Annotated in this window: 19 protein-coding genes; 8 read left to right on the forward strand and 11 right to left on the reverse strand. The window is 45.6% G+C overall.

The annotated features are described in order from the left end of the window. Window positions 1-184: 184 nt before the first annotated feature. From DP_RS14440 to DP_RS14460, 4 genes are all read left to right on the forward strand, one after another. Window positions 185-2155 (forward strand): tyrosine-protein phosphatase, encoded by a 1971-nt coding sequence (locus DP_RS14440; RefSeq protein ID WP_011190089.1) that lies wholly within the window; start codon window positions 185-187, stop codon window positions 2153-2155. A gap of 240 nt (window positions 2156-2395) precedes the next feature. Beyond that, a complete protein-coding gene (locus DP_RS14445; RefSeq protein WP_011190090.1) occupies window positions 2396-4336 on the forward strand; it encodes a tyrosine-protein phosphatase in 1941 nt (646 codons plus the stop codon). A gap of 1021 nt (window positions 4337-5357) precedes the next feature. Beyond that, entirely contained in the window at window positions 5358-7640 is a 2283-nt protein-coding gene (locus tag DP_RS14455) for a peptidase U32 family protein (protein WP_011190092.1), read from the forward strand. Between the two features lie 188 nt (window positions 7641-7828). Continuing rightward, window positions 7829-10999, forward strand: a complete 3171-nt coding sequence (locus tag DP_RS14460) for a DUF748 domain-containing protein (protein WP_041278066.1) — start codon at window positions 7829-7831, stop codon at window positions 10997-10999. A gap of 12 nt (window positions 11000-11011) precedes the next feature. On the opposite strand, the gene DP_RS14465 is transcribed toward DP_RS14460, so the two are convergent. Beyond that, the gene (locus DP_RS14465; RefSeq protein ID WP_011190094.1) at window positions 11012-12412 is read right to left on the reverse strand and encodes a GTPase/DUF3482 domain-containing protein; all 1401 of its coding nucleotides are present in this window, start codon (window positions 12410-12412) and stop codon (window positions 11012-11014) included. Continuing rightward, on the reverse strand, window positions 12409-13956 hold the full coding sequence (locus DP_RS14470) for a DUF2868 domain-containing protein (RefSeq protein ID WP_011190095.1): 1548 nt from the start codon (window positions 13954-13956) through the stop codon (window positions 12409-12411). Before DP_RS14470 ends, DP_RS14465 begins: the two co-directional genes overlap by 4 nt. Window positions 13957-14673: 717 nt before the next feature. On the opposite strand from DP_RS14470, the gene DP_RS14475 reads away from it, so the two are divergent. Beyond that, the gene (locus DP_RS14475; RefSeq protein WP_041278067.1) at window positions 14674-15156 is read left to right on the forward strand and encodes a GNAT family N-acetyltransferase; all 483 of its coding nucleotides are present in this window, start codon (window positions 14674-14676) and stop codon (window positions 15154-15156) included. Window positions 15157-15244: 88 nt separating this feature from the next. Here the strand turns inward: DP_RS14475 and DP_RS14480 are convergent, their stop codons facing one another. The 8 genes from DP_RS14480 to DP_RS14510 all read right to left on the reverse strand — a co-directional run bounded on the left by DP_RS14480 (window position 15245) and on the right by DP_RS14510 (window position 21020). Beyond that, window positions 15245-16558, reverse strand: coding sequence for a M20 family metallo-hydrolase (locus tag DP_RS14480; protein WP_011190098.1), 1314 nt, complete (start codon window positions 16556-16558; stop codon window positions 15245-15247). 43 nt (window positions 16559-16601) lie between these two features. Beyond that, window positions 16602-16775, reverse strand: a complete 174-nt coding sequence (locus tag DP_RS18090; protein WP_156792325.1) for a hypothetical protein — start codon at window positions 16773-16775, stop codon at window positions 16602-16604. Window positions 16776-16960: 185 nt separating this feature from the next. Next, complete coding sequence (gene rlmB, locus DP_RS14485; RefSeq protein WP_011190100.1) at window positions 16961-17848, reverse strand: 23S rRNA (guanosine(2251)-2'-O)-methyltransferase RlmB; 888 nt, start codon at window positions 17846-17848, stop codon at window positions 16961-16963. A 2-nt stretch (window positions 17849-17850) separates the two neighbouring features. Then, a complete protein-coding gene (gene gmk, locus DP_RS14490; protein ID WP_011190101.1) occupies window positions 17851-18462 on the reverse strand; it encodes a guanylate kinase in 612 nt (203 codons plus the stop codon). Next, window positions 18455-18754, reverse strand: a complete 300-nt coding sequence (locus DP_RS14495) for an extracellular matrix/biofilm biosynthesis regulator RemA family protein (protein ID WP_041278068.1) — start codon at window positions 18752-18754, stop codon at window positions 18455-18457. The genes gmk and DP_RS14495 overlap by 8 nt, the downstream gene beginning before the upstream one ends. Window positions 18755-18842: 88 nt before the next feature. Then, window positions 18843-19727 carry a YicC/YloC family endoribonuclease gene (locus DP_RS14500; RefSeq protein WP_041278069.1) on the reverse strand — a complete coding sequence of 295 codons (885 nt, stop codon included), beginning with the start codon at window positions 19725-19727 and terminating at the stop codon, window positions 18843-18845. A 195-nt stretch (window positions 19728-19922) separates the two neighbouring features. Beyond that, complete coding sequence (locus DP_RS14505) at window positions 19923-20447, reverse strand: OmpH family outer membrane protein (RefSeq protein WP_041278070.1); 525 nt, start codon at window positions 20445-20447, stop codon at window positions 19923-19925. A 39-nt stretch (window positions 20448-20486) separates the two neighbouring features. After that, entirely contained in the window at window positions 20487-21020 is a 534-nt protein-coding gene (locus DP_RS14510) for an OmpA family protein (RefSeq protein WP_011190105.1), read from the reverse strand. Between the two features lie 422 nt (window positions 21021-21442). Between DP_RS14510 and DP_RS14515 the strand changes: the two genes are divergently transcribed. The 3 genes from DP_RS14515 (at window position 21443) to DP_RS14525 (ending at window position 23691) form a co-directional block, all read left to right on the forward strand. Beyond that, window positions 21443-21868, forward strand: a complete 426-nt coding sequence (locus tag DP_RS14515) for a hypothetical protein (RefSeq protein ID WP_011190106.1) — start codon at window positions 21443-21445, stop codon at window positions 21866-21868. Then, window positions 21865-23154: a radical SAM protein gene (locus tag DP_RS14520; RefSeq protein WP_011190107.1), complete on the forward strand. Its 1290-nt coding sequence runs from the start codon at window positions 21865-21867 to the stop codon at window positions 23152-23154. Before DP_RS14515 ends, DP_RS14520 begins: the two co-directional genes overlap by 4 nt. Before the next feature lie 132 nt (window positions 23155-23286). Beyond that, window positions 23287-23691 (forward strand): Fur family transcriptional regulator, encoded by a 405-nt coding sequence (locus DP_RS14525; protein WP_041278071.1) that lies wholly within the window; start codon window positions 23287-23289, stop codon window positions 23689-23691. A gap of 102 nt (window positions 23692-23793) precedes the next feature. On the opposite strand, the gene DP_RS14530 is transcribed toward DP_RS14525, so the two are convergent. Continuing rightward, complete coding sequence (locus DP_RS14530) at window positions 23794-24828, reverse strand: FUSC family protein (protein WP_011190109.1); 1035 nt, start codon at window positions 24826-24828, stop codon at window positions 23794-23796. Window positions 24829-24971: the final 143 nt, after the last annotated feature.

Here is a 24971-nt window from a genome sequence, read left to right on the forward strand (position 1 = left end):
CACTACCCCTGTTACGATCAGAAAAAATTGTTCCATGAAGAGATTAATAATGTGTCATTTTATCTACATTGATTCTTTATTTCATTAGACTTTAACAACCAAAAGCAGTTAAGCTAAACTTACTGCCTTGTTAGGGAGTTGTCCGTCAGGAAAAGACACCCATATCAAACCTGGAGGTTATTAAATGTGCAGGGCTACAAAAAGACGATTTATTGTTGGCTCAATACTATTTGCCTGTTTGTCCAATTCGCCAGCCTGGGCAGAAAATGAGATCTCGACCCCATTATTGCCAACAGCCAACAATTTTCGAGATATCGCCGGAATATCAGAGACACATGGCGGAAACGGATTTGTAAATGATACCAGATATAAAGGCCTTATGCGAACAGGGGTGTTTTATCGTTCCTCAAAGCTCCAGGAGCTCAACTCGAAAGATTTCAACACAATCTCTGCTCTTGGAATCTCGCTGGTTATCGATCTACGGAGTCCTTATGAGATTTCGCTGGCTCCTGACCTACCTTTACCTGGAGCCAGCTTAGTAAATCATAATATATACGCCATTAATCCTCCAGTCTCTCCGCCAATTCCTGGTGACTCCCCTCCGCTAATAGACTCCACAACAGAGATGACAAAATATTTCCACGATTTTTATCGGAAATTCATCACTGATTATAAGCAGCGTGCTGAATTTAAATTAGTTCTCCTGGATCTGATCAACACTCCAGGGGCCGGGCTATACCATTGTACCGGTGGCAAGGATCGAACGGGTTGGGTGAGTGTCATCCTGCAAAGTATTGCCGGCGTCTCCGATTCGACTATTATGAAGGATTATCTGGCTACCAATCTATATAGTGAAAAATATATAAATGAATTCCTGGTTAAGATCACGGATCCTAATAAAAAGATTGCCTACAGGATACTTGCTGGAGTGCAAGAAGATTTTTTACAGGCGGCACTTGATCAGGTGGTCACTTCCTATGGGTCGATGCAGGCGTATTTGACTCAGGGCTTGGGATTAAGCCAGGCTGATATTTATCTCCTCCGGGCCAAAATGGTTTACTACCAGACCCTACCCGGCCAAGCTCAGTTTTCCGGTAATGCTGCCCGAGGCGCAACTTTTCTCAACGCTTTACAGAACTCACCTCTTTCAGGGCAATACTCAAACTACAACTATTATCTACAGGCAGCTATTGATGCTGGCACCTTGGCTGGCGTAGAAACCAGAGTAGGTGGTCAGGTACATGCTGATGCAGCTGCATATCTCTTGCGCCAACCACAGTTAATCGATAATGCCTTAACAACCCTTGCCAGTGGCCAAAATCTCAAATTTGGTGAAGGCAAGGCATGGCTATCAGGTGTTACAGAAAACCAGGAGGTGTCAAGCCGTTCTGGCATAGCTAGCAGTGATAGCCGCAGCTCTGGTTTGATTGTTGGCGGGACACATCGTTTTAATGAAAATGCGAGCGCCTATGTAGGTGCAAGCTATATTTCAAACAAGGTCGAAAGTGCCAGCGCCGACGCTGATATCGACAACTATCTTGTCGTCTTTGGTGGACGTTATGCCTTAGCAAAACTTGAAACTGGTCCCTATATGGGGGTCAGGTTCAGTGCCGGCGCCCTTGATTATAAGAGCACCCGGCCCCTGGATTATGGCCTTGGCACGGCAACTGGTAAAACCGATGGCAAAACTTATAGTGGCCGTATTGACCTTGGTAATATTTTTGACAGAGGTACCTTTACGATCACACCGCAGCTTGGCCTGCTCGTCGCCCATATCAACCTTGACAGATTCGATGAACAGGGCAGTGAACTGGGCCTTCACGTCAATGGTATTTCCGAAACAATACCCAGTTTATTAGCTGAACTGCGCGTCGATCTCAATGGACGACAATTTGGTAATTGGCTGTTCCAGCCTTCCGCAGTGGTAGGCTATGAACGGGCATTAGACACCTCGAATGTAACTAGTACGGGTTCGCTTTACGGATATCCCATAAGCCAGGAGTCAGCCTATGACAGTCGTGATCTCGCCAAGCTTGGTCTTGGGGTAAGCGCACGGAATGGGAACTTCAGTCTACAAGTTGGGGCTAATGTCATGGCCGGAGAAAATATCAACAGCATCTTAGGTGCTAACATCAACTTTTCATATACCTTTTAGACGGTTGCATCAGGCCTTGGTGGTGAAACACAATAATAGATTCTTGATCTCAAACACTCCCTCTTGGCAAATGCTGGAGACATGTGGGAGTGTAATTATCAAAACCAAAAAATATAGCATGGTGGCAGAAGTGGCCCCGTTTCATAAGCCACTGCCCTGATTTATTAATGATCGCCTTGTTAGGGCATTGTTCATCAGTAAAAAAACACCCATATCCATATTAAGCCAGGAGGTTGTTAGATGTGCAGGGCTACAAAAAGACGATTTATTATTGGCTCAATACTATTTGCCTGTTTGTCCAATTCGCCAGCCTGGGCAGAAAATGAGATCTCGACGCCATACTTAACCAGTGCCAGTAACTTTCGAGACATTGCAGGAATATCAAAAAACTATGGTGGAACCGGTTTTGTAAATGATACCAGCCATGAAGGCATCATGAGAACAGGAGTATTTTATCGTTCTCCAAAGCTCTTTAACCTTAGCTCGGTCGATTTCAATACAATCTCTGGCCTTGGGCTTTCGCTCATTATCGATTTAAGAACTCCTAAAGAAATTCAAGACGCTCCAGACATGTCTTTTGGTATTAATGAAGTATATCATAATATCTTTGGTACCCAAGATACTCCCCATCTGTCCTACATTACCCCAGAAGATGTTAGGGTGAGCTTCCACAACGCTTATCGGGAATACATAACCGAGGAAGGCCAGAGAAAGGTATTGAAAAATATTTTTCTCGACTTGGCCAAAACTCCTAAGGCAGCCCTATACCATTGCACTGGTGGCAAGGATAGAACAGGTTGGGTGAGTGCCGTCCTGCAAAGTATTGCCGGCGTCTCAGATGCGACTATCATGAATGATTATCTCGCGACCAATCTATATATGGAGACAGCTGTTAATAAATTTCTAAAAGATTATCCTGAATCAATGTGGCCTATTCTTAAATTGCGTTTGGGAGTAGAAGCGAGCTATCTGCAGGCGGCACTTGAGCAGGTGGTCACTTCCTATGGGTCAATGCAAGCGTATTTGCTCCAGGGCTTGGATTTAACACCGGCTGATATCTATGTCCTCCGGGCCAAAATGGTTTACTACCAGAGCCTACCCGGCCAAGCTCAGTTTTCCGGTAATGCTGCTAGAGGCGCAACTTTTCTCAACAGTTTACAGAACTCACCTCTTTCAGGGCAATACTCAAACTACAACTATTATCTACAGGCAGCTATTGATGCTGGCACCTTGAGTGGCGTAGAAACCAGAGTAGGTGGTCAGGTGCATGCCGATGCAGCTGCATATCTCTTGCGCCAACCACAATTAATCGATAATGCCTTAACAACCCTTGCCAGTGGTCAAAATCTCAAATTCGGTGAAGGCAAGGCATGGCTATCAGGTCTTACAGAAAACCAGGAGGTGTCAAGCCGTTCTGGGATAGCAAGCAGTGATAGTCGCAGCTCTGGTTTGATTGTTGGCGGGACACATCGTTTTAATGAGAATGCGAGCGCCTATGCAGGTGCAAGCTATATTTCAAACAAGGTCGAAAGTGCCAGCGCCGACGCTGACATCGACAACTATCTTGTCGTCTTTGGTGGACGTTATGCCCTGTCAAAACTTGAAACGGGACCCTATATGGGGGTCAGGTTCAGTGCCGGCGCCCTTGATTATAAGAGTACCCGGCCCCTGGATTATGGCCTTGGCACGGCAACGGGTAAAACCGATGGCAAAACTTATAGTGGCCGTATTGACCTTGGTAATATTTTTGAGAGAGGTACCTTTACGATCACACCACAGCTTGGCCTGCTCGTCGCCCATATCGACCTTGACAGATTCGATGAGCAGGGGAGCGAACTGGCTCTTAAGGTCAATGGTATTTCCGAAACAATACCCAGTTTATTAGCCGAACTGCGCGTCGATCTCAATGGACGACAACTTGGCAATTGGGTCTTCCAGCCTTCCGCAGTGATAGGCTATGAACGGGCATTAGATACCTCGAATGTAACGAGTACGGGTTCACTTTACGGAATATCAGTAAGCCAGGAGTCAGCCTATGACAGTCGTGATCTCGCCAAGCTTGGTCTTGGAATAAGCGCACGAAATGGGAACTTCAGCCTACAAGTTGGTGCTAATCTAATGGCTGGAGAAAATATCAACAGCATCTTAGGTGCTAATATCAACTTTCTATATACCTTTTAGACGGTTGCATCAGGCCTTGTTGGTGAAACAGAGAAAAAAGAGCAGCTGTAAGATCTCAGCTATCAGCTGCTTTTTAACCTAAGCTCCCGTGAGGGTTAAACCTTCGGTTTGAATTGTTTCGATTTTACTCATTCATTGGCCAATATTCATTTTCTTTTACTCAAAAGAAAGGAGCCCTGCCACTACGGTCTTCGGCAGTGCGCCTCAAGTCCCACGAGAGGTTAAGATGGCTCGCTCAAACAAGTCAAACTCCTCTCGCGCAAATTTTCCCGCTGCTCAGCTCCGGACCAATGGAGATCGCCCAACCAAATTCAGTGCCATTAGTACATGGGCTTCCCCTTGGTATGGATCTGAATTCACCATCTCCTCAAGGTTTTGCCCTGTCTACATCTGTATATTGTCCGCCAACTCGGGTTTTCAGGTCGTCTACATATGTATATTGTCTCTTTCTTCGGTGTTTCGGGCTTTATACATTTGTATATTGTCTCTTGCTTCGGTGTTTCAGCCTTTATACATTTGTATATTGTCTCTTTCCTCGGAGTTTCAGGCTTTATACATCTGTATCTTGCTCGACTACTCAAGTTTTTGAGCTTTATACGTTTGTTCACGCCCCGCCCCCTCAATGTTTTGCCCTTTGTCTCTCTATATATTGCTCGATTACTCAGGTTTTCAGGCCTTGCCCATCTGGATATTGTCCGTTTCAGCAAAATTCCGGGCCTTACCTCAACAGGTGCGAGGTTTCAATCCACGCTCCCGTAAAGGAGAGTACACCAAGCTGTAAGCTATAAGCTGTCAGCTTCTTTCCAATCCACCCTCCCGTGAAGGAGCGATTCTCAGGCTTACTGAGAAGGAAATACTTCGCGGCCAGGGCGGGGCCATCATTGCTGTTTTAGGAAGTGGAGAAATCTGGTATCTTGTTCCCCGAGTAGGCTATCGATATTCCCCACTCACAACAAAACTGTTTGTTTTCAATGCATTATACTTATCCCCACCCAGAGCACCGGCAGGTTAGAAGAGAGTCATGAAAAGAAAAATTGAATTATTGGCACCGGGCGGAGACATTGACTCCATCAAGGCGGCCATTATAGCCGGAGCAGATGCTATCTACTGTGGTCTGGACAAGTTTAACGCCAGAAACCGGGCAGAAAATATAGGCATTGAAGAGCTGAATGGAATCTTAAGGCTTGCCCATAAGAACAGCTGTGAGATCTTCCTCACCCTCAATATCATCATCATCGAGAGTGAAATACCCACCCTGATAAACCTCCTGAACAAACTGGTTAACACCGGCTTAGATGGTATTATTGTCCAGGATTTTGGAGCCTTTTACCTGCTCGAAAAATATTTCCCCAGCCTGAAGATCCACGCCTCCACCCAACTGACAAGCCATAATGAGGGGCAGATAAAATTTCTAAAGCGGCTTACGGCTACCCGAGTCAATCTCTGCCGCGAGTTGAACCTGAATGAGATAAAAAGCTTAGCCAGAACGGGACATGAGCACGACCTCTTAACAGAGGTATTTGTCCATGGAGCAAATTGCATCTGCTTTTCAGGTATCTGCTACCTCAGCTCCGTTCTAGGCGGCAACTCCGGCAATCGGGGCAGATGTAGTCAGCCATGCAGGGACCAATATCTAACTACCGTCAGGGCTAAAAACTTTCCCCTGAACCTTAAGGATAATTCAGCATATGCTGACCTGGCGGAGCTGGCAGAGGCCGGGGTGGACTCCATAAAGATCGAGGGAAGAATAAAAAAGTTTCACTATGTGCACACGGTGGTCAACTCCTGGCGGCAACAGCTCCGGAGGCTGAGCAACAAGGAAGAACTGCTAAAAGACGATGAAAATCTGCACAGGGTCTTTAATCGGGGCTTTTCCAATGCCTTTCTTAAAGGGGATATTAATAGGAATATGTTTATTGATAACCCCAGAGATAACTCTGCCCTCCATCTTGCGGAGATATACGGCGGTGCCAGCGATGAGAATGTAACAAGGGCCAAGAAAGAACTCTATGATCTGAAAACAGAGATCATAAATGATGTCAGGACGAGAATAGATCAACTCAGCATTGAAAGGGCGCCCTTAACAATAAGCGTTTCCGGAAAGGTTGGAGCCCAATTAAAGGTATCTGTCACGACTCCTGATACCAGTTTCACCCTCTACTCAACGACTGAGCTTGCCCAGACTGGCAGGGCCATCACGGCCATAGCCACAAAAAAGGGCAGGGCCAACCAGGTTCTTGATTACGAAATATTACTCTCCAGATTCAAGGCAGTAAACGATACGGAATATTTCATTGAAACCCTGGAACTGGACGCGCTTGAAGAGAATCTCTTTGTCCCCTTCAAGGAACTTACCTCCCTTAAGAGCCAGCTCCTCTTCAAACTCAATGGAGAACGGGCGCATCATGCTCCCATTGATCTGCCCCGCTTAAAAAAACATGATGACAAAACAGAGAGGCCCTGCCTCTCCCTCTTGATCTCCTCCGCAGAGGATATCCATCTCTGCCGGGAGACTTCGGCGGATGTTTACTTTCAACTACCCAGTAATTTCAAAAACAGCTTGGTAAAATTTATTGATCTCTTTTGCCAAAACGATAAACTGATCCCCTGGTTCCCCTCCATCCTGATAGGAGATGACTACCGTACTGCGGTGGAATTTCTTGAGCGAGTCAAACCAAAGGGTATTGTCACGGATAATACAGGAATAGCCCTTGCCGCCTATGAGCGAGGGATTAAGTGGGTAGCAGGCCCCCATCTCAATACGGTGAACTCTTTTAGCCTCCTCTCTTTAAAGGAAAAGTTTAACTGTTCCGGGGCGTTTATCTCAAATGAGATTAACGGGAGACAGATAAAAGCCATAAAAAGGCCCGAGGGATTTGACCTCTACTACAGCATCTATCACCCCATCCTCCTCCTCACCAGCAGACAGTGCCTCTTTCAACAGATCACGGGCTGTGCAAAAAAGAGGATGGACGAGAGCTGCATAGAGGGCTGCGAAAAAACCGCCTCGATTTCCAATCTGAAAGATGGCACCATCTTCATTGAAAAATCAAAGGGCAACTACCACCATGCCTACCATGAGACTCATTTCCTCAATACGGATATAGCAACTGACACAGAGGGGCTCTTTACCAGTCTCTTTATTGATCTGCGGGACATAGAGACCAAAACAGAGAGGGCGGTGGATAAGATCGACCTGATAAGGCTTTTTGCAGATCATCTCAATGATAAGGCCGATTCAGCAGAAATACTGAAAAGGAACATCTCCCCCACAACCTGTCACCAGTATACAAGGGGCCTTTAGGAAAGCTGAAGTAGCATCAGACCAGGATTTCCAATCGATTTGCCCATTGCCAGCGCAAAAATCCAAAAAAATCTTTCGGCAAAACCTTGCTTGGCATGATAGCTTAAAAGTAGCAGAATTTAAGCTATCATAAACTTCAGAACCCTTATGTTTTCCGCTTATAAATATATTTTTCGAGTCAGGTGCTTATGAATTTTTCTATTAAGAAGAGCAAGGAAAGGCTACTTACGGCATGGGGAAAACGGGGTGTCCGTGTAGGCGTTTCTATTGCCACTGTTTTTTTATTGTTTGTACTCCTATTGCCCTTTGCAGTGAAACAGGGCGTACAGTGGTGGCTGGTGAAAAATGGTGCAGCGGAGGCTGTCATCTCGTCACTTTCGCTTAATCTCTTCACCGGCACCTTACATGTTAAAGGCGTGGACGTACAGGGTGCACAGAAGATGCTTTTTGCAACCGATGGTTCGGGGCTTAAATTTGACATTTTAGGCCTGTTTGGTAAAGAGATACATATCGAAAGGACCTATTATGACCATGTCACCATTCAGGTAAAACAGGAGGAAGATGGGCAGTGGAAAATTGCCTCATACACAACCCCCGAACAAAAAGAGAATAAACCAATCGAGGAGAGTAAGGGGTCGGATTGGACCATCCTCGTCGATGATGTGCATATTACCAACTCCTCAGTTGAATTTATAAGCCCCACCTTTTCAACAGTAGTCACCATTGATGATGCGCAACTGACAAATTTTTCAACAGCAGCGGCTGCTGCTCCCGCTGATTTTCATTTCAAGGGTAAAATTGATAAGACACCGCTTGTTCTCGAAGCTGGAAAGTTACGGGTTCTACCTGATCTGATGGTGGCGGGGCAGATTAATTTGCTGGATTTTGATACGGCAAGCTTATCACCCCTATTAGTAGGACAGTTAGAAAAGATTGCAGGGCTGTTCTCCATGGCTGGTCAGTTTAAATTTGAGATGAAGAGTGATACGACAGCTTTTCGATACGATGGTGATGTTAATCTAGCCAAAACTCATCTGAAAATGAAGGATATAAACTACCTGTCTGATCATACCCATTGGTCAGGAACTGTGGATGCGAAAAACGAATGGAGCCAGTTTATTATAGATGGCGCACTGCTTCTTGATGGCATTGCCCTGGATCTCACCCAACAATCACTTTCTGTGGATAATAAGCATCTCTCTTTTAAGGGTAAAACAAAAGTCCATCTCGTTGAGAAAGGTGTCGTTCTTACCAGCGATTCAACCCTGATCTCAGATGGTATAATAGTAAAACAGACAGGGACAATTTATGGACATAAACATTTAAAGTGGCAGGGTACACTGGGAAATAAGCAGGATGCGCAACATTATCTTATTGATGGCGATCTCACCCTTGGTGGAATGAATATTAAAATGGCTGATTCTGGCTTGGCACTTACCAATCAAGATGTTCAGTTTGCTGGTTCCACCGATATTGATTTGAGTTCGGCCTTGCAGATTACTCATAGGGGAAGTTTTGTCAGTAAAGGGTTTAAGGTTCTTGTAGGTGAAATGGATTATGGCCATGACCAGCTCACCTGGAAGGGGAACATTAGCCATAAAAATGGCATCCTTACGACCAGTTCTAGCAAAGGCACACTTCAACTCGAAAATATTTCATACTCACAGGCAGGAGCTTCCCCGCTCAAGGTGCATCTCAAGAACACCAGTTGGGCTGGGACCCTCTCCTATTCTCCAGTGCAAGATGATATCTTTGCCTCCCTGGCACTTGCCGGCAAGGTAAACGCCAAGGGTTTTGCATATGCTCTCCCTGGCACTATGCCTCTGGATATAGGCCTTGCAAGTATTGCCTGCAATGATTTATCGGTTGGACGTGATGGTGTGCATCTTGGCACCTCACTCATAGACGGCCTTAGCATCTACTCTCCTATTGCCAAAAGGATGGCACTGGAACTGCAAAAGATTACACTCACTGAAAGTACTGTCACACCAAAATATATGGTCTCCTCAAGGGCGGGAAGCTTTGCCGGGTTCCAGCTGTTTCCTGTTGACAAAAAAGATCAGCATAATGGAGAGTTGGAAGCCTTAACCTTTACTGGTTTCTCCTGGTCTCCTCAATCCGGAGTTGAGCTAAAAGGGTTGGTTGCTCAGGCATTGTCTCTTGAACTGGAGAGGGATACAAAGGGAGATCTTAACTTAGCCAAGTTGATAGCAAGTCTGAAAGATATTGAGAGTAAAGTAGATGGAGGTCAGACTGGCGAAGAAGTTCATAGGGAAGTCCCTGCCCAAGGAATCCAGAAATCTACTCCAGGCGTTAAGGTCGATAAAATTGAGTTAGTGGGCGACAACAAGATCCTATTCACCGACCATACCTTACTTGTTCCCTATCGTAGTGAAACAGTCTTTAAGAAGTTCCTTATTGAAAATATCGATACCTTGAATGCAAAGCAGGATACCTTGATAACGGTGGAGGCACTCCTCGAAAAACGTGCCCCGTTCACCCTTTCAGGTAAAATACGACCATTTACAAAAAAGCCTGAAGAGAGCGTATCTGCCCAGTTGCAATTCAAGTTACGAAATTATCCTTTACGTAACCTCTCTCCCTATCTGGTGCAGGCGGTAGGTACGGGACTGGAGAGTGGACAGTTGAAGTTGCAAGGTACCTTTAAATTGGAAAAGGGTGAGGTTGATATTGAAAATAAACTGCTCTTTAAAAAGTTGGTTACTAAAGCCGTGGCACCAGAACTGGCAAAGCAACTCGACAATAAACTTCCCGTACCCTTAAACACAGCTCTTGGTTTGTTGAGAGATAGTGATGACAATATCGCGCTCAGTATTCCGATCAGTGGACCCATTGACAAACTGGATTTTAACCTCACTAACATCTTTATAACAGCCCTCAGTAAGGCTGTTGTGCCTGCCGCCAGTTCTTATCTGATGTATGCCCTTGGGCCCTACGGCGCTCTTGCCTATGTGGGGATGAAGATTGGGCAGAATATCTTAGAAGTACATTTGCCACCGGTAAACTTTGTTAAGGGTGAAGAGAAGCTGAGCGTGGATCAGAAAGATTATCTGCAGAGAATCGGTAAGATCGTTAAAGAGGGCAAGGCAAATTCTGACCTTCAGGTTGTTCCCGTGACTAATGTTGCCCTTGAGCTTGGCCGAGAAGGTCAATTGGTGGCCGATTTATCTCAAGAGCAGCGTCAAAAAATGCTTAAACTAGGCCAGCTCAGAGCACAGATTATCCAAAAGTATCTGGTGGAGAAACAAGGCGTTGCTGCAGGAAAGGTGCTACTTTCCGTCACCAGGTTAGAAGATGGTTCGGCTTCTTCTCGGGTTGAACTACAACCAGAAGAGTAGCGTGTCGGAGAACTATTTTTGTAACTTTTCAAGCATGGTAAGAAGCAGTTCATTAAAGGCCTGTTGCGCTGCTTCACCTTGATCTATCTTCTGCTTTGTTGTGCAGTTAAAGAATTTCTTACAGAGTGTAAGCTCTGCCCTTGACCACTCTTGGGTGAAATTATGCTTTGCCAGTTCTGGTAAATTGCTTTCAGATGACAGAGAGTCCCGTCTGCCATGGGCCCAGTTGACAATCTGTTGGTAAAAAAGAAAAGAACGATTGAGCAGAATAAAGAGAAGCCTAATGTCTTTAGCAGGACCTATTGAGATCGTTTCATTGGCTATCCGTATACCCTTTATGGTGGAACTTTTTTCTATTGCCTTTTGTCCGGTGAAGAGAGCAGCCACGGCCCCACCTGCACTAGCCGCTGCGGTAAAAATCCCAAAGGTGAGTCCGGCAAAGGCAAGGTCAATTCCAGCGCCTAAACCTGCACCGCTGAGACCACCCAGGAGCATACATTGCTTTTTGCTTAGCCCTAATAACTGCCAATTTTTCGCAGTGAAAAGATTATCGCTGAGTAAAGGGTTAGGCGGGAGAGTGTAGTTGTAAATATTATGCTTATAAAGATCACGCAATCTGCTCTGCGCAGTTTTCTCCATCTGCTCTAACTGCTTTTTATATCGATCAAAGAGATGGCGACGCGCAACATCTTCTCCTTCGTTTCCTCCGATCTTACCTTCTAAAGAGAAGCTCAGAGATTCTCCAAGCATCGTACTGATAAGTTCAGCTGCGCGCTGGGTGCGATCCTGCCAGTTTTGCTTAAAGGCAAGGAGTGCTCGCTGTAGCGGTTCCTGCCAGTCCTGTTCAATGGACTTAAGTGCTTCAAAGAGATGAATCCGTTCTCTGTATCCGGCATGGTGTGCATTGAACACCCTGTATGAGTTGAAAGTTTTTCTGAACTCATCTTTCCATATTTCCAGGTACTGACGGTTATCTTTGCAGTTGATTACCGCCATTCGTGGTCTCCCTGTTAAGCGTAAAATTTCAATTTCGCTCAGATCAACATTTTTTATTGGTCTTGATCCATCCACAACATAGATTATACCAGCACCCCGTAAAAGTGGCTTGAGCAACTCAATGTCATGTTTCAGTTCGGGAATATCCTGTAATGATCTTACCAGAGTTTTGAGGTTTGCGGCCGGCGAGCCAGTACACTGTTTGAGCTCATAAAGGATTCTATTAGGGTTTTGAAATCCCGGTGTATCAGTGAAACGAAGAATATCCTGATCGTCAATATTGATGACAAATGATTGGCAGAGAGTCGTCTCTCCGGGGCTGCTACTAATGCGTACAGAATCATCTTCTGCCAGAGTTGATAGAACCGATGACTTCCCCTCGTTGGGATGTCCCATGATGGCAAATTCAGGAATCATTGAATTTCACCTAATGTAATTGGGAAAAGTTGGATAAAACTATCACCAAGTCCGGCGATCTTTTGTTGCCAGAGCAGGGTCTCCGTCTCTTTTGGACTGACCAGTGAACCATCTGCCAAACTATTAACAAGTAGTACCTCAACTGTGGTTTGGGTTTTTTCTCTTATTGTTTGCACATAGGAGAGGAACTCGGTGAGGGGAACCATATTAGCCTCCATTACAATGAAGATAGGACAGTGCTGCTTGCTATTCTGCAGAGCAAGTTGGTCGACAATCTCTTGGTCAGAAGCGTAGTCGGCCATAAAGGTGATCAACCGTTCGGCTCTATATCCATGCTGGAGGAGCAATGTCTTGAGTATATTATCATGGCGGGCATTTCTGATGTCTGCTGCAATCAGTACTGTAACTGTTGCCTGGTGGCCAGTTTGCGATTGCTCGTCGCCTGTATGAGAGAACCGACGATCCTTATCTGTTGCATCGGCACCGATGGTTTGTCCCGGCTCTTTCTCACTTTTTTGCTCATAGATGGGGGTGCGCATCCGGTGAAAGAGTTTTTGGTATTCTGCTCTTCGCGTGGTGGATGACTGAAGACTCTTTCTCTCTTGTAAGAGGGCAATTAAAAAGAGAAGTATCCGGGGCAGAAGACCATAGGTCAAGAGACAGAGGATAAGAAACGGCCACCAGGATGAGAGGTTTTGATTTGCTAAGTGATAGATACCATCTTTTAGAATAATCCGACTACCGGCAATTTGTTCAAGGGTTGGGTTGGCGTGGGCGAGAAGGCTGCTCCAGTTCCAGGGGGCAGAGACAATTTGCACCATGGTCTGGATATATTCAGTGCTCAGTCTCAAAGTAGATTGCCAGCCAAAAGCGATATCTGAGGTGATAATTTTATACAGAGCGCCAAAAAGAAGGCCGATGTTGAGGCTTATGCTAGCTGACTGATGTATACGATTAAAGAGAGAGGAGAGGTCAACCGAATAGCCTTTATTTTGTTTGAGAATCCCCAGTGCATGTTCATAGTTTAATCGTTTCTCTGCCGGAAATTTTGCGATTAATGGCCCTGCCAAAAACGAGGTGAAGAGGGCAAGGCAATATCGTATCAGTGGCGGTGACAGTGACTTCTGCCCTTGGCCAAGCGAGCGAATGAGCCTGACGAGAAGGGCAAGCGTTATGGTGCATAGCTGGCTGCCGATGAAGATAATTATAAATGAAAATATATTGATAGGTGTAGTGCCGGAATAATATAAAAAAGTAGTAGTGGCAGAAATACCAACGAAGAAACTGATGACCAAGAGGATGAGATGGATGCGACTGAGAGCCTTTGAGACAATGGTACCGATGCTTTCTGTATCGATACATTGCTTGCCTCGTTGAGCGGCTAACCATATTGAGAGCAGTCTTGCTGAATCTTCTTGTCCATCTTTTGGCACATATTCCAGGAAAAGAGCTCGATCCCGCTTGTGGAGTTCCTGCCAGTTTTTTTGCCGGTCAAGATGGAAAAAAAAAGCAGCATCTATTATGTCTCGGTATTTGGGATTCATAGCCTATTTGTACCAGAAAAAGAACGAAGCTTCTATGCTGATTGTAGGAGTAGGACAGTATAATGCTTAAAGCTTCGGATAAAGTCGTTTTAGCCTTACTGGTACATCATCAATTCAAAATGACAAAAGCAATTAAGCACTGACAAGCAAAGAGGAGATAGACAGTGTTGCAACGATTTTACAGCGGAATAGAGCTTCGTGCGGTCGCCCTCTTGCAGAAGCTCGCAAAGCCCTAAATCAATAAAATGACCCTTGCAGGGATCTGCAAAGACCATTTTATTGCTCCGACAGCCCTTGCATGAACCCGCAAAGACCATTTTATTGCTCCGATAGCCCTTGCACGAACCTGCAAAGACTGTTTTCTTGAGTAGACAACCCTTGCACGAACCTGCAAAGACTGTTTTCTTGAGTAGACAGCTCTTGCACGAACCCGCAAAGGCTACTTTAGTGCTGAGATAGCGTTTGCAGAGACCTGTAAGGATAATTTTATATCTAGGTCAGGCTTTGCACGCCTATCTGCTTGCTGTCGTGTCTGAGTTTTCTGCATAAAAACCTTCTATTTGCAGTGCAGTTCACAATACCTTGTAAGCATGAAACCAATGGCAGCCAACGGCTTAGACGATATTCCAAGGGATTAGGACTTCGTGCGGTCCCAATTATTAGTAACAGAATTTGAGCTATAAAATTTTACAGAAAACTTCAGAAGGAAAGCTGACAATGCAATATGGTATTAAAGAAATTCAGGCCGAGCAGGACGAGGCAGTTTGTCGAATCATTAAAGCCGTCGGTGCTGAGCACGGAGCCATCGGCGAAGGTTTTGGCCCCTCCGACCCAGAAGTAGAGAGAATGAGTCATTTCTATATGGGAGAGCAGAAGAGTATCTACCTTATTGCCACAGTTAATGGTCAAGTTGTCGGTGGTAGTGGTATTGCTGCCTTCAATGGCAGTGCTGAGATCTGTGAACTGCGAAAACTATTTTTACTGGCGGAGAGTCGTGGCCTGGGGCTGGGCAAAAAATTAACCGATGAATGTTTAACCTTTGCCCGCGAAAATGGCTACAGGCAGTGCTATCTGGATACCCTTGCCAATATGAAACCAGCAATAGCCCTCTATGAGAAGTTGGGATTCAGACATCTGCAGAGACCACTTGAGGGTACCATCCACAGCGGTTGCGATGTTTGGATGCTCAAGGATCTATAGAGCAGGAAAAGAGTAACAGGACGTATGACCCGCCTGCTACTCGATGTAAGGCTCCTCCCTACTGAGAGGAGAGGAGCACTATCAATCACTACAAATCAAGCTCACACATGGCAAAGACAGCATTGGTGAGGAACTCTGCCGCAGGGGCAAGGGTCGCCTCGTTGAAGTCAAAGCGGTAGTTGTGATGACCTGCTACAAGTTCGGTGCCCGCCAGACAGTAGGAGGCAATGCCACCCTGCTCCTGAACTGCGGCCATGAACTCGGTCACATCATCACTGCCACCAAATTCCACATAGTCCTCGATAAGTTCAGACTGAAAAAAGGAGACCTTCTCGGCAGACTGGCGCAGAAGGGCAATCATTTCAGCATCACTCTCACCACTCTTACAGCCACCCATCATCTTTATCTGCCAGGCCTGATCATACATCCCGGCACTATGCTTAATAACCTTCTTGGCCTTTTCCAACATAAAGTCATTGAGTTCCGTAGTCTCCCCACGAGTCTCTGACACCAGAGTTGCCTGAGCCGGGATGATATTACGTCCCTCTCCCGCCTCCATGCGACCAACGGTTATACGGGTGGCCCCACCTGAATGACGAGGAATGGCATGCATATTCAGCGAGGCAGTGGCCGCCGCCAAAAGAGAGTTCTGCCCCTCTTCCGGATAGGCCCCCGCATGGGAGGAGACACCGGTAAAGTGAGCATCGAACTTACTGGTGGCCAAAAACTTACCAGCGCCAAGGATCAATCCGCCGGTATGAAATGCCTTAAAACCCATATGACAACCGACAAGGGCCTTTATACCATCGACCACGCCCGCCCTGACCATGGGCAGGGCGCCACGCACCCCCTCTTCTGCCGGTTGAAAGATAAGGCGAATGTTTTGCGATACAGACTCCCGCAGCTGAGCAAGAGCCAAGGCAATACCAAGACCAATAGTGGCATTACCATCATGACCACAGGCATGACAGGAGCCATTGTTCCTGGAGGAAAATCCCTCATCAAAGGGGCGATGTCCCACCTCCTCACACTCCTGCAGGGTGTTTGAATCAATATCAAAACGCAGGGCAATCCTGGCGGCGGGGCCAGCCTTAAGATCGGCTACCAGACCGGTAAATCCACCGCGCATTTTTTCTACGAGATCCGGATTTGCCCCCTGTGCTATTGCCCTCTCCGCTGCCGCATGCAGGGCCTCATCGTCGGGCAGTCCCATCCGGAAATCGGCATCAAGCACCTCACGCCCCATCTTGACATGATAACCTGCCTCAATGAGAATATCGGCAATAAAGGCAGTGGCCCAAAATTCTGTCCAACCACTTTCTGCATGATTATGCAGTTTGCGACCAAACTCAACCAAACGTGATTCCAGTTCTTCTAGTATCCGATGAATTTTTTCAGACATAAAACCTCCTAAAACATTTTATGGGGAGATAGAGCGCTCTCTGCTACCAGATGAAAAGCATACGATCACAAAAGAGAAAGGGAATAAGACCCTTAAATATTTCTTCAACCCGGACAACACCACCAAAGACAAAGGCATTAAGCCCCATCGGAGGAATATATCTAACAATCTTGTTGGATTTCAAATAGTTGATCGCAAAGGTATAGTTTTGGGCCAAGCACTACATACAAAAAGCATATCTATATCAATGTTTTTCACACATTTCAAGGAAGTTTAGCCTTACATTAAGAGCAGCTTTTTGGGGAAAGATATAGAGGAGAGGAGGGGGCGAAGAAATAGGGGGCGTGAAAAACATTCACCCTGCACCGAGAGGAGCAGGATGAATATTTACTGGGTAAAAAATTAGCTCACCAGTGACTGACGCATGGCCTCAAAGAGGATGACCGCGGCAGCGACAGAGCTGTTCAAAGAATCCAGCTCACCAACCATGGGAATTGAAAGTTGGATATCACATTCACGTCGAACAAGGGGACGAATACCTGTTCCCTCACTACCAACAACAATACAGGCTGGCACATTCAAATCGGCATCAAAGAGAGAAACAGCATCGGCATCCTTGATGGCCCCGAAAACCCAGGCGCCAACCTTCTTCAACTCGGCAAGGGATTTCACCAGATTTGTTACCTGACAAATATCCATATGCGAAATAGCGCCAGCAGAGGACTTTGCCGCAGTACCACCAAGCGGGGCTGAACGCTCCCGGGTCAACAGCACCCCGATGGCCCCGGAGGCCAGGGCAGAGCGAACAATAGCGCCAAGATTATGTGGATCCTGCAAAGAGTCACAGACAATAATACGTGGTTTTTCGCCCCGATCTACGGCATCTTTAAATTTCTGCAAAAAATCTGCAAAATCCATCAGATCTGCCTGGGTAACCTTGGCGATAACACCCTGATGACGGGCACTGGCCGCCCCATCTCCCTGCAGTGAGATAGAATCAATAAAGGTTACCTTCACCTTAGCAGCTCGGGCAAGCTCAACAATTTCATCAAACTTGGCGCCCCTTCTATCCTTTTGGGCAATAATCTCACTAATACGATTCGGCTCATACTTAAGTGCCTCTACAATGGGGTGAATGCCCCAGATAAGATCTTCACTAAAGCGAATGCGCCGATCTTGGGTCGCAGCTTTTTTATCCTGACCGGCAGATTTATTATCTCGACGAGGAGCACCACGATCTGCCTTTGCCTGAACACCTGATCCAGCTTGGTTTGTTTTTTTATTTTTCATTATTACTCAACAACTAATTTTATAGGTAAGCCTGCAGGAGTTCTGCGAGACTTTGCTCTTTCTGCCCAAATAATTGATTTAAGAAGTGTTGACGCCTGGGCAAGATCATCATTTACAATCAAATAGTCATACTTACGAGACGACAGCATTTCTCCTGCGGCATTGCCCATACGCAACTTAATTGTCTCTTCACTGTCACTTCCCCTCTTACGCAGTCGCTCTTCCAGAACACTGAGATCAGGCGGAGCAATAAAGATATAGGTCGCAGGCAGGCTTGCTGACTCCATTAAGATAGTCGCACCCTGTACATCTATATCAAGAACAACATCAACACCCTCAGAGAGTTGAGCCATCACGGCTTCACGGCTCGTACCATAGTAATTTTTATGCACATAGGCCGATTCAAGAAAAATGCCCTTTTCCTGCATCTCTATAAAGTCTTCCTGCTCGACAAAATGGTAGTCCACCCCGTCCTGCTCTCCTGGGCGGGCAGTCCGAGTTGTGTGTGAGATAGAAAAATTCAGCCTCCCCACATTTGCCATAACCCTTCCAAGTATTGTCGTTTTGCCAGCTCCTGACGGGGCAGAAATAACAAAAAGCTTCCCTTTATTCATTTTCATTATATACCTTTTTCCCCTGTTCCCTACACTCTCCAAGCTGTAAATCTATCCTCATAGCCTGTAACCTTTGACTTATTGTATCGGATTGAACCGACGAGAGAACAACATGGTTGGAGTCCATAACAAGCATAGACCTCGTCCGACGCCCCTCTGTTACATCAATAAGTTTACCATTTTTTTTGGCAATCTCTCGTATCTTGCGAGCGGGCGATGAACCTGTGTTAACAACCGCAACAACCCTACCCACCATCACCGTATTGCCAAAACCAACATTGAGAAGTTGCATACAGCACCCTTTGAAAAAATTCTTCCACTCGGTAACCACCTTCCCCAGAACCCCTTAAGGGTCTGGAGAAAATATTACCTGTAAAAAATTATTCGATATTCTGTATCTGCTCACGTATCTTTTCCAACTCACTCTTAAGGGCTACCGTAAGATGGGCTATATCTGCATCGTTGATCTTTGAGGCAATGGTATTCACCTCGCGCAGAAATTCCTGAATCAAAAAATCCAGTTTACGACCAACGGTCCCTTCCTCTTCCACAAAACGGGAAAACTGAGCGATATGGCTACGGAGACGAACAATTTCCTCTGTCACATCAGTCTTATCCGCCAAGAGAGCTATCTCTTGGGCAAGACGAAGAGGATCAAGCTGAACATTGTCGAGCAGCTTCTGCAGTCTCTCCTGAAGAGCCTGATGACGCTGAGCCACAAGCGCAGGAACATGGAGCTCTATCTCTTCAACGGTCTTTGAAAAAAATCTCAACCGGCCAAGCAGATCCTCCATTAAAATTTCTCCCTCCTGAAGACGCATAAGATCGCAACCCGTAAGGGCAGCCTCTATGGCTCCAGAGAGGACAGGCCAGACAACCTCTTCAAGATCCTCACTCTTTTGCTCCCGAACCAAGACCTCAGGGAACGTTGCCAACTGGAGTGCTGTCAGCTCAGAAGCACAGCCACAGCTCTCTGCAATTCCACCAAGGGCATCCTGATACTTTTGGGCAAGAGAGGTATTCACCGAGAGCTCTACCAAATCAGAAAAATCACCCTGAACATTAACCAGCAGATCCACACGTCCACGCTGAAAATGTTCTGATACGGCGTTGCGCACTCGATCTTCCAGACTTGCATAGCCCCTTGGCAATTTTATTTTCACATCCAGATAACGATTATTGACACTGCGAACCTCGACATTCCAAGTGCGAGTACTGTTCTCCGCTTCCCCTCTGCCAAATCCCGTCATACTCTTAACTGACATAGTTTTCACTCTCTATGTTATTTTTTATTTCGCTCTGATTTTGAAGCTATGATCCCTTTAGGGGCGGCAAAAAAATGCCCTCAGGCTACCCTTTACAACAAAGATAGGCATAAAACAACAAAACGATACAGAGGAAATCCTCTGTATCGTTTTTCAAGGCTAGCATAACGCTACCCAAAGTAATCTCAAATAAAACTACTTAGCCATAGCTGCATCAAGCTTTTTGAGAATTGTAGAGGTAACCAGAATGCCGTCATCATAATACAAGACACCTGACTTCGCCTCTAGAATGGCAGCATAACCATTCTTTTCACCAAAGGCAGAAACCACCTTTTCAAGGGATCCCAAAATAGGTTGGAGTTCCTTGTCTTGAAATTTTTTCAAGATCATACGGCTGTTATTTTCCTTGACTTGAAAAGCACGTACCTTCACCTGAAAATCACGGATCTTTTCAGCAGCCTTCTTTTCGCTCCAAACACTGCTCTTCTTATCAATTTCTGTCTTTAAAGTATCAAGAGCGAGCCGATCAGCCTTGAGATCTCCCTGCACACTCTTTACCTTTGCCTCAACGCGAGCTGAAGCGGTCTTACCCGCCTTGCACTCAGTAATAATTTTCTGCACATCCATCACGCCAATTTTAGTTACGGCAGCGTAGGCAGATGAAACAAAAAGAGCACAAACGGATAGAACAACCACAAAGAGTGACTTTTTATAATTCATACCTTCCTCAAAATAAATTTGTGCGTCAGTCAACTAATATTATTTAGCAACAACGAAATCACAACGACGGTTTTGGCTCCAAGCATCTTCGCTTTGTCCATTGAGCAAGAGACGCTCTTTACCATAACTTACGGTGGTCAATCGAGCCTCTTCAACACCTAAATCCATCAGGTATTGCTGGGCGCTAAGGGCACGACGTTCGCCAAGGGCCATATTATACTCATCGGTACCGCGAGAATCGGTATTACCTTCGATGCGTACCATATAATCAACATTTGCATCCATAAAGTCAGCATTTACCTGTACGCGTGGTTTTTGATCTTCGCCCACAGCAGATGAATCAAAGTTAAAATAAACAGGAAGCATTCCTTCAGTGGTACGCGCTTCACCGATACCCAAGGGAACAACAACGGTATCAAGGGGTTCTTCAATTACCACAACCTCTTCAACAACCTCTGTCATCAAAACAGGATCAGCACACTCCTCACCTGGTTTTACACAGGTACAACCAGCCAGAGTCAACACAGAAAGTCCAACAAGTGCAGGGAACAACAATTTCACATTTAAAGTCATGACAGGAACCTCCTCAGGTATATACTGTTCGTCACCAAACAGCTTATTAAGCAACACAAGCACGATAGGCAAAAGCATAAATCTGCAAACACAGAAAAATCAATCACCTTTGCAGGATGCTTTACCATTTAACAAATAAAGAGAACTATTTGCAACTGATACACAAATATACTTATTTATATCTGCCAGAGGACGCAAATTCAAGATTTTTTTAATCATCACTTTCTCTAAGAGTGATTTTGATGTTAAATTTAGGTTTAAAAACAGGGTTGCCAGCCACCTCCTGTGATTTTTTGATCAGAAAGCAACCTTGACACATTTTTCCTATAGTGCTATTTGACTTTTCGGTTTATAAAATATGATACTCTAAAATTCACCTGCCCCTGACAAGGGGGGCATTTCATAATCGAGGCGAGAAAACCATGGCAAAAGCACATATTAGTCCCAACAGAACGACAGACAAAACAATTCGAGCAATAGATAGAAAACGAGAAAAAGAGCGCAAACGTATGTTTCGTGCCGTTAAAGAATACGCCGATGATTTTGCCGTAAAACTTACCCAACGTCTTATCGATCACAAGATCATTGAAGTTGATGCTGTTCAGGCTATTCAGGACACTTTTCGCGACCAGCTACAACTGCTTGAGCGTCTCGATGAATATGATATTACGCTCAAAGTTGCGCCAGTCCGTACCATTGCTCAAGACCCAAATATTGTGAGCCTCTACTTCACCCAGTATATCATTGAAGACCTCATCAAAAACCCTGCCGTCTTTGATGTTTACGGAGATGACCTCGATATTTACCGAGCAGTAGATTCAATTTTTCGGGTTTTGCGTGCATCATGATACATCCACACACACTACCCAATTTAGTTTTTGCTGATGAGAATGGCGAGATTACTGACTTCGACGACCTGAAAATGGTTGGCATGAGTAACGGTCAATTTTATAAACCAAGGCTTGAAGATATCATTCCACTCCCCGAAGGTAGTGAGCTCTTTGCCCTACCGGGAAGATTACCCATTGCCTGGGAGCCGGATGAGGGCGAGCCTGTTCTCCTGGAAGCAAACCCATATACCCCTGAGGAGGGTTTACAGGCCGTTGCCGCCTTTATGTCACCTGCCCATACCTCCATCTACACCAGTGCCTACCAAACCGAGGAGGGTGCGCCGACACTTCCCCTCTTTGCCTATACGGCGGTAGGTTGGCTCGATGATCGCTTTTGGGTAGCTGCCTTTCGAAGTGACCCCGACACTCGTCAAGATTTTGAAAATGTCAAGCAGGTTACTCTTGAGAAAAAAACCCAGAAAAAACTTCAGGAAAGCAGGGACAATAGGCTGATACAGCACATAGGAAAATGTTGTCTCACCTATGGATGTCCAGCTGCAAAAAATTATTTTCTGGGCAGATGGGAAGCGCCACTACCAACATCTCCTGTCTGTAATGCCCGTTGCCTTGGTTGCATATCCCTGCAAGAATCAGGTGAGTGCCCATCAACCCAAGACAGACTTTCTTTTGTCCCCACCCCTGCCGAGATAAGTGAGCTGGCCATTGCCCATATCATCGCAGCAGAGCGACCCATTGTCAGCTTTGGACAGGGATGCGAAGGTGAACCGTTGATGCAAGCAGATACCATCGGCAAGGCTATTAAACGTATCCGAGCAGCAACCCCCCTTGGTACCATTAATCTCAATAGCAACGCCAGTCTTCCCGACAGCATACAGCATTTGATAGAGTGTGGTCTTGACAGCCTGCGGGTGAGCATGAATTCAGCTCAGGAAAAATACTATAATAACTACTATCGCCCCAAGGGATACACTTTTAGCGATGTTAAACAGTCCATCGTTAATATGAAAAATGCTGGTCGATTTGTTTCGCTTAACTACTTCATATTACCTGGAATCACCGACTCAGAAGACGAGTTTAAGGCATTTTGCGCCTTCCTCCATGAAAAAGAGCCGGACTTTATTCAACTGCGAAATTTGAATATGGATCCTGAGTGGTATCTTTCTGAAATTGGCTTTGACAAAAATGCCAAAACAATGGGCATCCCAAATTGGTTAGCTGCCCTGAAAAAAGAATTCCCCAAACTTCGTTTTGGTTATTTCAACCCATTTTTGCCGGAATTTTAAAAAGGCCATTTGATAATTATTGATTTTTCGTCTGTTTTACTTTACCCTAAGTGATAATTTTTATTATTAACATGATAATACTATTATTTTTAGTGTTATATAAAACAGACAAAACAATAATTTGGTTTGATTATGAATTCCCTGCCTAATATGCGCCTGACAACTCAGCGCCAGATAATCCTCGAAGAACTGGCGCGAGTTACATCTCACCCTACTGCAAACGAAGTCTATGATATGGTTAGAAAGAGGTTGCCACGCATTGGTCTTGGCACTGTCTATCGCAACCTTGAGCTGATGGCAGAAGGTGGCATCATATTAAAACTTGAGGTGGGCGGAACCCAAAAACGTTTTGACTCCACCACCACCCCCCACTACCATATTCGCTGCATCGGTTGTGGTAAGGTTGACGATATTGATGTTCCCGTCCAGACAGAGATTAACGTCAAGGCTAACGCTGCCACAAACTACACTGTTTTGAGCCACCATATCGAGTTTAGTGGTATCTGCCAGGAGTGCCAGAAGAGAGAGGCAAATTAATCTCTCCCCTGAAAAACTTCTGTCAGCGCCAGAGCAACAGTCTGATAAGGCCATGGAGGGCTCCATGGCCATTTTTCTTTTAACTACAATTCCCCAGATCTGTTAATGTGTGCTGTCGTAAAACCTCTTCAGCTGCAAGGAGAGGCCTGCCAGTTGCCGGGCAAGTTCACGATTTATCCACAGATAACCAAACCAACTGATATCACTGCCCACATCTCCCCCCCCTTCCGCCTCCGGGACAACGTGCAGCAGGGCAATATCATCCCACTCAATGATCCGCACGCTCTTGCCCTCCACACCCTCGATAAGCCCATCTAAAAGGCCTGCCAGTTGATTTTTTGCATCAACAAGACCCTCCATTTCCTCTATTTTCCTCCGCCCTTTCTGTCTACTCCAACGGGTTAAAACCAGTATCTCCACCATGGTCAAAATACGTCGTTCTATGACCAGGAGTTGCAGGAAGATCTCCTTTTGCTCAGGTCGCTCTTCTTTAACATGCTGTAACAACTTGCGCTGCTCGCCAAGACGCGCCGAGAGTGATTCAAGCAAGATGGGCTCTGCTGTACCATCCTTCATCTGCTGATTATGTTCGCAGTAGACATCTAAACATGCAGAAAGAAAACTCTTTATAGAATCGAAATAGTGGTATATCGCCCGGGAAGGCAAAAGCCAAAAGGCACAGGCAAGAGAGATAAGCGCTGACCAAAATATATTAAATGTCCGCCACAAAGCTGAAGAGAGGTCATAGGGACCGGCACCGGCAATAATAACTATTGTAAGGGCAACAATAACAGCCGCATGGGGATATTTTTTTTGGGCAAAATAGATGGCTCCGGCAACAGTGAACACAAAAGAAATATAGTGCAGCAGTTCAAATTTGACAGGTATAAGAAAAAGAGAGAGGCCCACAGCTGCACCAATGGCCGTACCCAATATTCTCTGTTTAGCAATAAAGAGTACCCCGCCGGTATAGGGCACGGTCCCCATCAAGGTTATAGGAGTGATAAGAGCCCAGGTTCCATAGGGCACCTCAGCCAAAAGGACAATGGTAAGAATGGCTGTAAAGGCCACCAGTACGCGAAATACTCGCAACCAATTATGATATTTTATGATGAAGTGTTCATAATGATTCGACATAAGAGTCCTTTCCCATCACCCAGATCAATTTTCAGGAAAATGTACCCACCACTCTCCTGCAAAAAACATCGCCCTGTCAATTCTATCAGGGAGGGAACAAAAACGACAAGACAAAAAAAGGGAGCATGGAATGAATCCATGCC

Origin of the sequence: Desulfotalea psychrophila LSv54, from assembly GCF_000025945.1 — a bacterium.
Classification (GTDB): domain Bacteria; phylum Desulfobacterota; class Desulfobulbia; order Desulfobulbales; family Desulfocapsaceae; genus Desulfotalea; species Desulfotalea psychrophila.

What these genes read in the sequence shown, in the direction of transcription:
- DP_RS14530 (WP_011190109.1), bottom strand. Translation starts at nt 24,828, where the DNA reads ATGTCGAATCATTATGAACACTTCATCATAAAATATCATAATTGGTTG.
- DP_RS14500 (WP_041278069.1), bottom strand. Translation starts at nt 19,727, where the DNA reads ATGTCAGTTAAGAGTATGACGGGATTTGGCAGAGGGGAAGCGGAGAAC.
- DP_RS14495 (WP_041278068.1), bottom strand. Translation starts at nt 18,754, where the DNA reads ATGCAACTTCTCAATGTTGGTTTTGGCAATACGGTGATGGTGGGTAGG.
- DP_RS14445 (WP_011190090.1), top strand. Translation starts at nt 2,396, where the DNA reads ATGTGCAGGGCTACAAAAAGACGATTTATTATTGGCTCAATACTATTT.
- DP_RS14510 (WP_011190105.1), bottom strand. Translation starts at nt 21,020, where the DNA reads ATGACTTTAAATGTGAAATTGTTGTTCCCTGCACTTGTTGGACTTTCT.
- DP_RS14515 (WP_011190106.1), top strand. Translation starts at nt 21,443, where the DNA reads ATGGCAAAAGCACATATTAGTCCCAACAGAACGACAGACAAAACAATT.
- DP_RS14505 (WP_041278070.1), bottom strand. Translation starts at nt 20,447, where the DNA reads ATGAATTATAAAAAGTCACTCTTTGTGGTTGTTCTATCCGTTTGTGCT.
- DP_RS14440 (WP_011190089.1), top strand. Translation starts at nt 185, where the DNA reads ATGTGCAGGGCTACAAAAAGACGATTTATTGTTGGCTCAATACTATTT.
- DP_RS14460 (WP_041278066.1), top strand. Translation starts at nt 7,829, where the DNA reads ATGAATTTTTCTATTAAGAAGAGCAAGGAAAGGCTACTTACGGCATGG.
- DP_RS14520 (WP_011190107.1), top strand. Translation starts at nt 21,865, where the DNA reads ATGATACATCCACACACACTACCCAATTTAGTTTTTGCTGATGAGAAT.
- rlmB (WP_011190100.1), bottom strand. Translation starts at nt 17,848, where the DNA reads ATGAAAAATAAAAAAACAAACCAAGCTGGATCAGGTGTTCAGGCAAAG.
- DP_RS14525 (WP_041278071.1), top strand. Translation starts at nt 23,287, where the DNA reads ATGAATTCCCTGCCTAATATGCGCCTGACAACTCAGCGCCAGATAATC.
- gmk (WP_011190101.1), bottom strand. Translation starts at nt 18,462, where the DNA reads ATGAATAAAGGGAAGCTTTTTGTTATTTCTGCCCCGTCAGGAGCTGGC.
- DP_RS14455 (WP_011190092.1), top strand. Translation starts at nt 5,358, where the DNA reads ATGAAAAGAAAAATTGAATTATTGGCACCGGGCGGAGACATTGACTCC.
- DP_RS14475 (WP_041278067.1), top strand. Translation starts at nt 14,674, where the DNA reads ATGCAATATGGTATTAAAGAAATTCAGGCCGAGCAGGACGAGGCAGTT.
- DP_RS14465 (WP_011190094.1), bottom strand. Translation starts at nt 12,412, where the DNA reads ATGATTCCTGAATTTGCCATCATGGGACATCCCAACGAGGGGAAGTCA.
- DP_RS14470 (WP_011190095.1), bottom strand. Translation starts at nt 13,956, where the DNA reads ATGAATCCCAAATACCGAGACATAATAGATGCTGCTTTTTTTTTCCAT.
- DP_RS14480 (WP_011190098.1), bottom strand. Translation starts at nt 16,558, where the DNA reads ATGTCTGAAAAAATTCATCGGATACTAGAAGAACTGGAATCACGTTTG.